General features: G+C 75.7%; 8 protein-coding genes. 4 read left to right on the top strand and 4 right to left on the bottom strand.

What is annotated here, in order from left to right; genetic code table 11:
• Positions 1–10 precede the first annotated feature (10 nt).
• The 4 genes from EDD28_RS01755 to EDD28_RS17235 are packed head-to-tail and all read right to left on the bottom strand — an operon-like array spanning position 11 to position 6,202.
• A complete protein-coding gene (locus EDD28_RS01755) occupies positions 11–778 on the bottom strand; it encodes an ABC transporter ATP-binding protein (protein ID WP_123738064.1) in 768 nt (255 codons plus the stop codon).
• Positions 775–1,626, bottom strand: a complete 852-nt coding sequence (locus EDD28_RS01750; RefSeq protein WP_123738063.1) for an ABC transporter ATP-binding protein — start codon at positions 1,624–1,626, stop codon at positions 775–777. Before EDD28_RS01750 ends, EDD28_RS01755 begins: the two co-directional genes overlap by 4 nt.
• On the bottom strand, positions 1,623–4,370 hold the full coding sequence (locus EDD28_RS01745) for an FtsX-like permease family protein (RefSeq protein ID WP_123738062.1): 2,748 nt from the start codon (positions 4,368–4,370) through the stop codon (positions 1,623–1,625). The genes EDD28_RS01750 and EDD28_RS01745 overlap by 4 nt, the downstream gene beginning before the upstream one ends.
• Positions 4,370–6,202 carry a hypothetical protein gene (locus EDD28_RS17235; protein ID WP_170169315.1) on the bottom strand — a complete coding sequence of 611 codons (1,833 nt, stop codon included), beginning with the start codon at positions 6,200–6,202 and terminating at the stop codon, positions 4,370–4,372. The genes EDD28_RS01745 and EDD28_RS17235 overlap by 1 nt, the downstream gene beginning before the upstream one ends.
• A gap of 198 nt (positions 6,203–6,400) precedes the next feature.
• Here EDD28_RS17235 and typA point away from each other — a divergent pair, with 198 nt between their 5' ends.
• From typA to EDD28_RS01725, 4 genes are all read left to right on the top strand, one after another.
• A complete protein-coding gene (gene typA, locus EDD28_RS01740) occupies positions 6,401–8,347 on the top strand; it encodes a translational GTPase TypA (protein ID WP_123738061.1) in 1,947 nt (648 codons plus the stop codon).
• 17 nt (positions 8,348–8,364) lie between these two features.
• On the top strand, positions 8,365–9,864 hold the full coding sequence (locus EDD28_RS01735) for a PIG-L family deacetylase (RefSeq protein ID WP_123738060.1): 1,500 nt from the start codon (positions 8,365–8,367) through the stop codon (positions 9,862–9,864).
• Between the two features lie 2 nt (positions 9,865–9,866).
• The gene (locus tag EDD28_RS01730; protein ID WP_123738059.1) at positions 9,867–10,352 is read left to right on the top strand and encodes a flavin reductase family protein; all 486 of its coding nucleotides are present in this window, start codon (positions 9,867–9,869) and stop codon (positions 10,350–10,352) included.
• Positions 10,353–10,499: 147 nt separating this feature from the next.
• A complete protein-coding gene (locus EDD28_RS01725; protein WP_123738058.1) occupies positions 10,500–12,737 on the top strand; it encodes a VanW family protein in 2,238 nt (745 codons plus the stop codon).
• The last annotated feature ends 11 nt before the right edge of the window (positions 12,738–12,748 follow it).

Raw genomic sequence — 12,748 nt, 5'->3', positions numbered from 1 at the left:
GGCCGGCGCGCTAGTCGTCGACGAGGCGGCCGTCGCGCAGCCGGAGGACGCGGTCGGCCCGCTCGAGCATGAGCGGGTCGTGCGTCGCTACGAGCGCGGCGAGCCCGCGCGCGTGCACCACCTCGGCCAGCAGCTCCATGATCTCGGTCCCCGTGGTGGAGTCGAGCTGACCGGTCGGCTCGTCCGCCAGGAGGAGGCGCGGCTCGGCCACGATCGCCCGCGCGATCCCGACGCGCTGCTGCTGACCGCCCGAGAGCTCGCCCGGCCGCTGATGGGCGTGGGGCGCGAGACCGACCGCGCCGAGCACCGCGTCGACCCGCAGGTCGCGCTCGGTCGGGGGCGTGCCGCGCAGCCGGAGCGGCACCTCGACGTTCTCCCGGGCGGTGAGGTCCCCGATGAGCCCGAACGCCTGGAAGACGAACGCCAGCGTGGTTCGGCGCAGCGCGAGCCGCGCCGACTCGTCCAGGTCGGCCAGGTCCTGCCCGTCGACCCGGGCGGTGCCCGACGTCGGCTCGTCGAGCCCGCCGAGCAGGTTGAGCAGCGTGGTCTTGCCCGAGCCGGAGGGCCCGCGCAGCGCGACGAGCTCGCCGGGGCGCAGGTCGAGCGAGACGTCCGCGACCGCGACGACGTCGCCCGCGGGCGTCGGGAAGACCCGGGAGAGACGCTCGGCGACGAGCACCGGGGCGACCGCGGCACGGGCGCGCTCCCGGCGTTCCCGCCTCGTCCCGGGCGAGTCGCCGGGGCCGTGCGCCTCCGGACCGTGCGTCTCGGGACTCATGACTGCTCCTTCCCCGGGTGGACCTCGACGTGATCGGGCTCGAGCGTGAGCCGCACGCGGTCGATGAGCTGGAGCCGCGCGACGTACTCGCTCGGGAGCTGCAGGCGTCCCACCCGGTCGATGACCGTGTACTCCTGCGGGGAGTGGTGCTCGCCGCCCTCGCCCTGGCTCCGGTGGACCTCACCGGCCACGCGGCCGTCGCGGATCTGGACCGTGCGGGCGACGTGGTCGCTGACGGCGCGGTCGTGCGTGACGATGAGCGTCGTCACCCCCGTCTCGGCGTTGACCCGCCGGATCGCCTCGAGCACGGTGGCGCTCGTCTCCTCGTCGAGCTGACCGGTCGGCTCGTCCGCGAGCAGCACGTCCGGCTCGTTCGCGAGCGCGACGGCGATCGCCACCCGCTGCTGCTGACCGCCGGACATCTCCTCGGGCCGGCGGTCGGCCAGCTCGCCGACCTCGAGCAGGTCGAGCAGCTCGCCGGACCGTCCCCGCCGAGCCCGCGCGGTGCCGGCCACCATCATCGGCAGCGCGACGTTCTCGGCGGCGGTGAGGTAGGGCACGAGGTTCTGGCCCGTCTGCTGCCAGACGAAGCCCACGTGCTCGCGGCGGTAGCCGACCCGGCCGCGCCGGCCGAGCGAGGTGAGGTCGCGGCCCGCGACCCGCACGGCTCCCGCGCTCGGGACGTCCTGCGCCGAGAGGATGTTGAGCAGGGTGGACTTGCCGGAGCCGGACGCCCCGACCACCGCGACCAGCTCCCCCTTCTCGATCCGCAGCGACAGGCCCTGCAGGGCCTGCACCTCGACCCCCTCGCCGCGGAAGATCCGCACCAGGTCCTCGCACACGATCATGACGACCCCTCTCCGACTCGTAGGACGACGGCGGCGCTGCGGCGCCCGGACGACCAGGCGGCCACGACCACGGAGACGACAACGGCGAGCACCGCCCCAGCCAGCGTGAGCGTGAGCCCGAGCGGCTCCAGCGCGATCGACGGCTGCTCGACGGTCCCGGTGAACGGCCGCAGGTCGGTGACCCGGACCAGCAGGGCGCCGAGGCCGACACCCAGCCCGGCGCCGAGCACGAGCGCGAGCCCGACCGCCGGCGCGATCTCCCACAGCACCAGCCGGAGCTCAGCGCGCGGCGGGAGCCCGAGCGTGCGCAGCACGGACACGAGACGCGTGCGCGGCTCGTTGGCCCCGGCGAGCGTCAGGAGGACGGCGACGACGGCGGCGCCGATCCCCAGCCAGCTCACGATGGCCAGGCCGGTGCGCAGCGCTCGCGCGGTGGGCGCCTCGGCCAGCTCGGCCACGCGCTCGTCGTAGGACGCGACCGTCGCGCGGTCGCCGAAGTGCTCCCGCAGCGCCGCGACGACCGCCGCCGTCGCCGCGCGGTCGTCCGGGTCGACGGACAGCAGGGCCGATCCGGGCGGCAGGTCGATCCCGGCCTCCTGGAGCGCGGCGACGTCGACGGCGCCCCACGTGCCGCTGCCGGTGAGGCCGGGGGCGCGGGCGGCGAGGTGGTCGACCACGGCCGGGGACCGACGGCTCGCGACCAGCTCGCCCGCGGTCCCGGGCGGCTGACCGGCGCGCTCGGACAGCACGAGGTCGGCCGGCGCGCCGGCCCGGTGCGTCGGCACCTCGAGCGCGCCGGGGACCTCGGCCTGGACGGCGGCAAGGGCGGCGGGGTCGACGGCGTAGAGCGTGAAGGTCGTCGTCGGCCCGTCGGCGGCGATGAACGTGGCCGAGGAGTACGGCGAGACGACCGTCGCCACCGCCGCGACCCCGTCCAGGTCCTCCAGCCAGGCGACGTCGTCCGGGGACAGTCCAGCGGTGATCCGCACGTCGGCCCCGACCGAGGTCCTGGCGGCCTCGTGCAGCCCGTGCGTCACCGTGGCCGTCGCGACCTGCCCGAGCACGGCGACGGCGGCTCCGGTCGCGACGGCGATCGTGCTCGCCAGCGGTGGCCGGCGGCGGCTCGCGAGGGTCGAGCCGAGGGCCGGCACGAGGTCGTCTCGCCGGCGCAGCCGCGCGGCGACGGGCCGGACCAGCGCCGGGAGCAGGTGGAGACAGACGATGGCGACGCAGACGGCGAGCAGGAGCGGTGTCACGAGGACGAGGGGATCGGTGCCTCCCGACGCCGCGCCGACGGCGGTGGTGCCGATGCGGCGGGCGGTCAGGAGCGTGACCGTTGCGGCGAGCGTGAGGAGACCGACCGCGAGCTCCGTCACGAGGCGGACCCGCGGACGCGGTCGGCCCCCGCCGCCGAGCGCGAGCGAGCAGACCGGGGCGGCCGCGACCGCCGCCGGTCCCGCCCACCACCACGGCGAGGCGTGGGCGGGGACGAGGGCCGTGGCGAGGACGCCCCCGGCGACGGCGGCCGGGACCGCCACGAGCGCCGCCTCCGCGCCCAGCAGGGCGCGCACCTGGCCGGGCGACGCGCCGCGCGCGGTGAGGAGCCCGAGCGCCGTGCGGCGCGGCTGCACGATGACGCTCGCGGCGAGGGCGAGGAGCACGAGGAGGACGCCGGCCGGTGCCGCCACCGCGAGGCCGAGCACCGCGTTCGTCGCCAGCTGCCGGGCGGCGACGTCGTCGATGATGTCGGGCGCCGACGTGGTGAACGAGACGGACCCGTTCTCGACCGGGACCGGGACCTCGACGAGGTCGCGGAGCTGCTGCGCGAGCAGCCCCGCCTCGTGCATGGTCACGGTGGAGGCGGTGAACGGGTACCAGAGCCGGACGTAGGACGGCTGGTTGGAGCTGGTGTCGGCGGCCCAGAGCCGCATCATGGCCCCGCCCGGCGGCACGTAGGCCCGCGCCTCGACGAAGACGTCCTGGTAGATCGAGTACGACGTGGTGGGGTGCAGGAGCTGCGCGGCCTGGTTCGCCCAGCCGGAGGCCTCGGACTCCGGCGTGGCCCGGAACGTCGCGGTGAGCACGATCTCCTGCGTCCAGGGGTAGCGCGTGGCCACCACGCGGGACTCGCCGACCGGCCACATGAGCGCCTCGGCCGCGTCCTCGGACAGGGCGATCTCCAGCGGCGGGGACTCGTACTCCTCGTACCCCGGCTCGCCCTCGATCGGGAAGAGGACCTGATCGGACGGGATCGGCACGTAGGCCGGCGGGCGTCCCTCGACCAGCTCGACGCGGTCGAGGACGTCGGGTGCGGTGAAGCCGCGGATCGACATCCCCGTGATCCCCGAGCCCCCGGGGACCGGGAGCTGGACCTGCCCCGTGACGACCGCGAACATGCCCGGGTCGTCGAGGACGTCGCGCAGGGGGGAGGGCGCGTCGTCGTGGACCTGCGTCAGCGTGCGCTGGACCGCCCCCCACGCGTAGGCCTCGGCGGTCTCGGCCGAGGGGGCCGGCCGCATGACGTCGATCCACAGGGAGCTGGGCACGGCCGTCGGGTCGACGAAGCCGGAGGCGGACAGCGCCTGGCGCAGCTCGTCGGTCGCGCTGCGTTCGATCCACCGCGGCCAGATCATGACGGCGGCCGAGGTCACGAGGACCACGAGCGCGAGCACGCTCCAGCGGGCCGCGCTCAGCCGCAGGTGCCGGGCGAGCAGCCGCCCCCAGCCCAGTCCGGCCGCGGCCATCAGGAGCCCCCGCCCACGGTGGGCGTCTCGAGCAGCTCGGGTGCCAGTGCGGCGGCGACGGCGGCCCCGACCGCGAGCGCGACCGCGGCCGTGACGACATCGCTCGCCGTCGAGCCGAGGCGACCGGTGCGCGGCGGGACCCCGCTCGCCGTCGCCCCGGCGAGCCCGCGACGGCGCCGCTCGCCGGCGGCGGCGATCCCCACCGCCGTCGCGAGCGCCGCGCTCGCGACGGCCGCGCACAGCAGCGCCAGGGCGAGGGGCCGGCCGAGCTGGTCGTCGGCGGCCGCGGCCCGCGTCGCCAGGAGCGCGGCGCCGCCGGTGACGGCCGCGGCGGCCCCGAGCGTCGGGTGAGGGCCGTGCGCGAGCCGTCGCAGCGTCAGCAGCGGGCCGAGCCCGCGCCGCGCGAGCCGGGTCGCGGCCCGCGCCACGGGGCGCAGCAGCGAGGTCGCGGCAACCCCGGCGACCGGGAGCAGCAGCGGGAGCGCGAACGCCGCGGCGAGATCCGCTCGCACACCGGTCCCGGTCCCGACGAGGAGGCCGCCCGTGAGCAGGCGCCAGAGCGTCCAGGCGGTTCCCACCGCGAGGATCGTCCATCCGACGAGCCGGCCGAGCCCCGGCCGGAACCGGTCGACGGCGAGCCGTCGCCGCGTCAGGGCCCACGTCCCGAGGCCGGCGGCGAGGAACGCGCCGAGCGCCCACCGGGCGGCGTCGCCAGCCCCGACACCGCCACCGCCGGCTCCCACGGCGGCGAGGATCGCGCCGAGTGCGAGCCCGCAGCCGAGCCCGACGCCCGCCCCGAGTCCCGCCGCGGCCACGACGCCGGGCGCGTCGACGGCACCGACCTGGAGCTGGCCAGCCCCGCGCGCGAGCAGCAGGCGCGTGCGCGCGAGGAGCGCTCGGCCCAGCGCGGCGCCGACGGCGAGCACACCCACCGCGCCCGCCACGACCACGAGCGCGGCGGCGCTCTGACCGCGCGCCCCGACGTCCGCCGCGCGGGCCGCCAGCGCGGCGAACGTCGCCGGTCCGCCGCCGCTCACCGCCGAGCCCTGCGTGAACACGCCAGCCCCGGCCAGCCGGTCGGGTGCCGCGGCGAGGGCCTGGGCGACGCGGGGGACGTCCTCGCCCCGCAGGTCCGGCGCGGGCAGGAGGATCCAGCGCTGCCGCGCGCGCTCCACCGTCGGCAGGAGGTCGGCCGGGTCGGCGACGAGGAGCGGGCCGATCGCGCTCCCGCCGCCCGTCGTGACATCGGTCACCTCGCCGTCCGCGACGCCCGGGTCCCCGAACCACGCCGCGTCGTCGTCGGTCGTCTCCCACAGCCCGACGACGACGACCCGCGTCGCGCGCTCCCCGAGCGTGAGCACGTCGCCGATCGCGAGACCCGAGGGGGCGGGCGCCACGACCTCCAGCCGCGCGGCCCCGTCGGCGGACGACGGCAGCGTCCCCGCCACGATCCGGACCGCGTCGGCGAGGTCGTCGGTCGCCATGAGCACGACGGAGTCCCGGCCGCCCGGAAGCTGCTCGGCGCTCGCGAGCGGGTAGGTGAGGCGCTGGGTGATGACGTGCAGCGCGGGGGCGCCGGGCAGCGCCGCGAGCACGTCGTCGGCTCCGGCGAGCTGCTCGGCGGGGTCGTCGGCCGTGCGGGTCGCGATGGCGAGCCCGCGGTCCGGCGTCGGCAGGTGGGCCAGGACGCCCGCCGCGCCGGCGTCGTCCGCGCCGCGGGCCAGCGCGAGGGCGAGCGGACCCGCGAGCGACACGATCGCGACGACGAGGGCGAGCAGGGCCAGCGGCAGCCGGGCCGCACGAGGGCCGCCGAGGACGAGTCTGCCGCGCATGCCACCCTCTCGACGCCCGGGCGCGGGCCCGTTCCCGCGCCCTTCAGGCTACGGCGTAGAATGATCGATTGCGCGTTGCAGTGCCCCGGCGTGGGCGGCTCCGCCACTCACCACCCGCTCCCCGGAGCACGCTTCGGACGGCACCGACCGGAGCTTCAGCCAGCACCCGACGACCGAGATGAGTCGATGAGCCCCGCTATGCCCGAAACCTCCGCCGACGCCACCACCGCGACGCGCGGGGACCTGCGCAACGTCGCGATCGTCGCGCACGTCGACCACGGCAAGACCACCCTCGTCGACGCCATGCTCTGGCAGTCCGGCGCGTTCGGCGAGCACAGCCACGTCGAGGAGCGCGCCATGGACTCCGGCGACCTCGAGCGCGAGAAGGGCATCACGATCCTCGCGAAGAACACGGCGGTCCGCTACTCCGGTCCCGCGGCCGCCGCCGTCGGCCAGCCCGACGGCATCACGATCAACGTGATCGACACCCCCGGGCACGCCGACTTCGGCGGCGAGGTCGAGCGCGGCCTGTCGATGGTCGACGGCGTCGTCCTCCTGGTCGACGCGAGCGAGGGCCCGCTGCCGCAGACGCGGTTCGTGCTGCGCAAGGCGCTCGCCGCGCACCTGCCCGTCATCCTCGTCGTCAACAAGGTCGACCGGCCGGACTCGCGCATCGAGGAGGTCGTCCACGAGACGACGGACCTGCTGCTCGCGCTCGCCTCGGACCTGGAGGAGGACGGCGAGACCGAGGTCGACTACGACGCGATCCTCGACCTGCCCGTGCTCTACGCGGCGGCGAAGGCCGGCCGCGCCAGCGTCGAGCGTCCCGGCGACGGCCAGATGCCGGACTCGCCGAACCTCGAGCCGCTGTTCGCGACGATCCTCGACCGGATCCCCGCGCCGACGTACGACCCGGCCGCGCCGCTCCAGGCGCACGTGACGAACCTCGACGCGTCGCCGTTCCTCGGCCGGCTCGCGCTCCTGCGCGTGCACAACGGCACGCTGCGCAAGGGCCAGACGGTCGGCTGGGCCCGGCGCGACGGCTCCGTGACGAACGTGCGGATCTCCGAGCTGCTGGAGACCAAGGCCCTCGAGCGCGTGCCGGCGCAGGAGGCCGGGCCGGGTGACATCGTCGCCGTCGCGGGGATCGAGGAGATCACGATCGGCGAGTCGCTCGTCGACGCCGACGACCCGCGTCCGCTCCCGCTCATCACGGTCGACGACCCGGCCATCTCGATGACGATCGGGATCAACACCTCCCCGCTCGCCGGCAAGGGCGGCAAGGGTCACAAGATGACCGCGCGCCAGGTCAAGGACCGCCTCGACCGCGAGCTCGTCGGCAACGTGTCGCTGCGCGTGCTCCCGACCGACCGCCCCGACGCCTGGGAGGTCCAGGGCCGCGGCGAGCTGGCGCTCGCGATCCTCGTCGAGCAGATGCGCCGCGAGGGGTTCGAGCTGACCGTCGGCAAGCCGCAGGTCGTGACGCGCGACATCGACGGCAAGGTGCACGAGCCGATGGAGCGCCTGACGATCGACGTGCCCGAGGAGTTCCTCGGCGCCGTGACGCAGCTCCTGGCCGCGCGCAAGGGCCGCATGGTGACGATGAGCAACCACGGGACGGGCTGGGTCCGGATGGAGTTCCTCGTCCCCGCCCGCGGCCTCATCGGCTTCCGCACCCGGTTCCTCACGGAGACGCGCGGCACCGGCATCGCCTCGTCGATCGCGGAGGGCTACGAGCCGTGGGCCGGCGCGATCGAGATCCGCACGACCGGCTCGCTCGTCGCGGACCGCGCCGGCGTCGCGACGTCGCACGCCCTGATGAACCTGCAGGACCGCGGGACGTTCTTCGTCACGCCGACGCAGGACGTCTACGAGGGCATGGTCGTCGGGGAGAACACCCGCGCCGACGACATGGACGTCAACATCACCCGCGAGAAGAAGCTCAACAACATCCGCTCCTCGACGGGCGAGGAGCTCGAGCGCCTGACGCCGCCGCGGATCCTCACGCTCGAGGAGTCGCTGGAGTGGGCGGCCGAGGACGAGTGCGTCGAGGTGACGCCCGAGATCGTCCGCATCCGTAAGGTTGCCCTCGACCAGCACGACCGGGCGCGGGCGGCCTCTCGGGCCAAGCGCGCGAACGCCTGAGCCAACCCGAGGGCCGCATGTCCACGACGCCTCCCACCCCGCCGTCCGGCGGTGCCGGTGACGCGGGCGCCCCGCTCCTCGCGGTCTTCGCCCACCCGGACGACGAGACGCTCCAGGCCGGGGCGCTGCTCGCGCTGGAGGCGGCACGCGGCCGCCGCGTCGTCGTCGTGACGGCGACGCGCGGCGAGTGCGGCGAGATGATCGGGATGCACGAGACCGAGGGGACCGCCGAGGTCGCCGAGATCCGGATGCGCGAGCGCCGCGACGCCCTCGCGGCGCTCGGCGTCCACGAGAGCCACGTCCTCGACGAGCTCGCCGGCGACGGCGTGCGGTGGACCGACTCGGGGATGCGCTGGGTCGCGCCGGGCGTCGCCGGTCCCGCCGCCGACGCACCCCCGACCGCCCTCACCTCCGGCGACCTCGACGGGCAGGCAGCCGCGCTCGCCGGGCTCGTGCGCCGGCTGCGGCCGGGCCTGGTCGTCTGCGACGAGCCGGGCGGGGCCTACGGGCACCCCGACCACGTCCGGACGCACGCGATCACGATGGCCGCCGTCGACCTGGCGGCCCGGGGCGACGGTGCCGCGGCCACCGCGGACGGCGGCGACGGCCCGTGGGTCGTGCCGGCCGTCGGCTGGGTCGCGCAGGAGGCTGACCGCCTCGTCGCGGCGCGCGCCGAGGTGGCGCGCGGGATCGCGTTCGAGGGCGCCGTCGGCGAGGACGGGGAGGCGCTCACGGTCGAGACCGGGGAGCTGCCGTCGATCGCCCGGTCCGCGGCCGACGTCGACGTGACCCTCGACGCCACGCGCGTCGTCCCGAACCTCCTGGCCGCGATGCGGTGCTACGACTCGCAGGTGCAGGGGGCGACCGTCCCCGCGATCGATCGCGCCCTCCTCGCGGGCCGGGGCGTCCGCGCCCTCCGGACGGACCAGGCAGCGGTCGGCTGGTTCGCGCTGAGCAACGGCGTCGCCCAGCCGATCCTGCCCGTCGTGAGCCTCGAGCTCGCGCACGGCGACGCGGCGGCCGCCGGCCTGACCGCCTCGGTCGTCGTCGATGACGCCCGGCGCGAGGACGGTGCCGGTCCCGCCGACGGCGCCTCGACGAGCCCGCTCGCGCCGCGGGAGGACGCTCCGGCCGCGGGCGGGCGAGCGGAGCGGACCTGGGTCCGCGTGCTGACCGGCGTGCTGCTCGGCCTCGTCGCCGCGACCGCCGGCACGCTGCTCCACCGCGCGCGCCTCGGCCACGTCCCCTACGGCATGGTGCTCGCCTGCGCGATCGTGCTGGTGGCCGCGATGCTCGCGCGCTCGATCGGCCGCGGTCCCGGCGTCGTCGGCTCGATCCTCGGTGTGCTCGCGGGCATCCAGGCGCTCACCTACCTCGGCCGCGGGGGCGACGTGCTGGTCGCCCAGGACGGCTTCGGTCTCACCTGGCTCGGGCTCAGCCTCGCCGCGGCGGTCGCCGCCGCCTTCGTGCCCGACCGCTGGGTCGGCGAGCGGACCGGGTCGCGGGGGAGCGGCTGACGATGGGCCTGGAGCAGACCTACCGCGCGGCCATGCAGCGACTGCCGGGCGGTGTCGCGGTGGTCGCCGCCCGCGCGGGCGGCCGGGACATCGCGGCCGTCGTCACCTCGCTGGTCTCGGTGTCGCTCGACCCGCCGACCGTCCTCGTCGTCGTCCACGGCGCCGGCCGGCTGGCCGACCTGCTCGACGTCGACTCGCTCTGGGCCGCCACCGTCATGGGCGCGGGCCAGGAGGGCACCGTCGCCTGGATCGCCGAGCCCGGACGGCCGGACATCGGCCAGCTCCAGGGCATCGCGTTCCGGCCCGGCGAGCTCACCGGTGCCGCGATCCTCGACGGCGCGGCGTGGCTCGAGTGCCGCACCACCGTGGTCGTCGAGGAGGGCGATCACCGGATCGTCGTCGGCCGCGTCCTCGCCGCCGGGACCGGGACGCGCGACGGCGCGCTCGTCCACCGGCTCGGTCGCGTGCGGGACGTCACAGCCGACTGATCGGTCCGCGCGGCGTGGAAATCCGAGCGTGCTGCGTAGAATCGCCCGTTGGGGCCCACGCGGATTGCCGGGCACACGTGTATCCACTTCCGACAAGGGGACGTATCGGTGAAGGAAGCTGACGGAGTCACGGGCGAGCACCCGGACGTGACCGAGCCAGTCACCACCCCCGAGTCGGGTGAGGTCGAGCTGCCGGAGAGCGCCGCCGAGCGCACCGAGATCGTCCCGCCGATCGTGGAGGACGGCATCGAGGACGCGGTCGTCGTCGAGGACGACGAGGGCGTCGAGACCGAGGCGAGCCTCGAGTCGGGCGGCCTTCCCGAGGACGCCGAGCCCGACCGTCCCGAGAGCGACGCCGAGCTGACCGACGTCATCGCGCCGCTCCCGGCCGAGCCCGAGGCCGTCGAGCCCGAGGCCGGTGAGCCGGACCTCGACCCCGCGGCGACCACCCTCGTGCCAGCGGTCCCCGAGGCGACCGACGACGCGGAGGCGACCGAGGCGACCGACGACGCGGAGGCGACCACCGTCGTGCCGCTGGCGGCCGCCGAGCCGGAGCGTACCGAGGTCCTGCCCGAGACCGGCTCCGACGACGGTGGCGACGACAGCGACGGGGGCGACGACACGCCCGCCGGCCTGCTCGACGAGATGCCGGAGGAGCGCCGCAGCGGACGGACCTGGAAGGTCCTGACGGGGGTCGGCATCGGGATCGTCGTGCTCGCCGGCGTGTACCTGGGCGGCGTGTTCTACACGGCCGACCGGACGCCGCCGAACGCGACCGTCTCCGGCGTCGACGTCGGCGGCATGACGACCTCGGATGCGGTCTCGACCGTCCGCGCCGCGTTCGACCCGCGCGCCGACGCGGCCATCCCGCTCACCATCGGCGAGATCGAGGCGACGATCGAGCCGGCCGCCGCCGGACTGACCTACGACCCGGAGGCGTCGGTCGGTCAGATCACCGGCCGGTCCTGGGACCCGCGGGTGATCTGGGAGCGACTCGCCGGCACCGTCGACGTCGAGGCCGTGACCCACGTCGACCAGGCCGCGCTCGAGGAGCAGCTCGACGAGGCCGCGTCCTACGTCGCGGTCGCGCCGCAGGACGCGGCGATCGTGTTCGCCGACGGCCGCGCCGTCGTGACCGACCCGGTCGACGGGGCCGAGCTCGACGTCCCGGGCGCCGTCGCGATCATCTCCGAGGACTGGCTGACCGCCGAGGGCTCGCTCGACCTGCCGCTCTCCGTCGTCACGCCCGACCTCGATCAGGCCGCCGTCGACGCGGCGATGTCGACGATCGTCGACCCGATGATGTCCGCGCCCGTCACGCTCCAGGCGGGGGAGCAGCAGCTCGCGATCGAGCCCGTGACCCTGACGGAGATCTCCTCGCTCGTCGGCGCGGACGGGGCGTTCGAGCTCGTCGTCGACCCGACGAAGGTGGCCGAGGTCGTCGCGACGGGCCTGCCGGATCTCGGCGGCGAGCCGAAGGACGCGAGCTTCCAGTTCGTCGACGGCGTTCCGACCGTGGTGCCGGCCGTCGAGGGGACCGGGATCGACGCGCAGCAGATCGCCGACGTCGTGGCCGCCGCGGCGATCGAGCCGACGGGACGCGTCGCGACGGCCGAGCTCGTCTCGGCCGAGCCCGAGTTCACGACGGCCGCCGCCGAGGCGCTCGGCCCGCTCGAGGTGATTGGGGAGTTCTCGACCCCGATGCCCTACGACCCGCCGCGCACCGAGAACCTCGTCATCGGGACGGGCCGGATCACCGGCACCGTCGTCATGCCGGGCCAGGAGTTCTCGCTGCTCGGCACCATCGGCCCGATCTCGACGGCCAACGGGTACAACGTCTCGCACGGCGTCGACCAGGGGCTCGTCGTCGACGTCGCCGGCGGCGGCCTCTCGCAGCTCTCGACCACGACGTTCAACGCCGCGTTCGAGGCGGGGATGGTCGACGTCGAGCACCGGCCGCACACGCGCTGGTTCGACCGCTACCCGCCTGGGCGCGAGGCGACCGTGAACGACCCGGGCCTCGACATGCGCTGGCGGAACAACACGCCGTACCCGATCCTCATGCAGGCGGGCGTCGCGGACAGCCGGACGTGGGTCAAGCTGTGGAGCGTCCCCTACTGGGACGTGGAGATCGTCTCGGGCGCGAAGTACAACTTCACGTCCTCGAAGACGATCTACAACACGAAGGCCAACTGCCAGGCCGAGTCGGGCGGGAAGCAGGGCTTCTCGATCAACGTCGAGCGGACCGTCTCGCGCGACGGCGTGGTGGACACCGAGGCGTCGGGCACGCTGTCGTGGACCTACACGGCGTGGCCCAAGGTGGTCTGCGGGCCGGACCCCGCGACGCTGCCGCCGCCGACGCCGGAGGCTCCGGCCGAGGGCTGATCCCGGCGCCA

Origin of the sequence: Salana multivorans, assembly GCF_003751805.1 — a bacterium.
GTDB classification, from domain to species: Bacteria; Actinomycetota; Actinomycetes; order Actinomycetales; family Beutenbergiaceae; genus Salana; species Salana multivorans.
This window is presented reverse-complemented; position numbering and strand designations above follow the sequence as displayed.

Coding starts and splice junctions, on each gene's coding strand:
- EDD28_RS01755 (WP_123738064.1), bottom strand. CDS start 778: ATGAGTCCCGAGACGCACGGTCCGGAGGCGCACGGCCCCGGCGACTCG.
- EDD28_RS01750 (WP_123738063.1), bottom strand. CDS start 1,626: ATGATCGTGTGCGAGGACCTGGTGCGGATCTTCCGCGGCGAGGGGGTC.
- EDD28_RS01745 (WP_123738062.1), bottom strand. CDS start 4,370: ATGGCCGCGGCCGGACTGGGCTGGGGGCGGCTGCTCGCCCGGCACCTG.
- EDD28_RS17235 (WP_170169315.1), bottom strand. CDS start 6,202: ATGCGCGGCAGACTCGTCCTCGGCGGCCCTCGTGCGGCCCGGCTGCCG.
- typA (WP_123738061.1), top strand. CDS start 6,401: ATGCCCGAAACCTCCGCCGACGCCACCACCGCGACGCGCGGGGACCTG.
- EDD28_RS01735 (WP_123738060.1), top strand. CDS start 8,365: ATGTCCACGACGCCTCCCACCCCGCCGTCCGGCGGTGCCGGTGACGCG.
- EDD28_RS01730 (WP_123738059.1), top strand. CDS start 9,867: ATGGGCCTGGAGCAGACCTACCGCGCGGCCATGCAGCGACTGCCGGGC.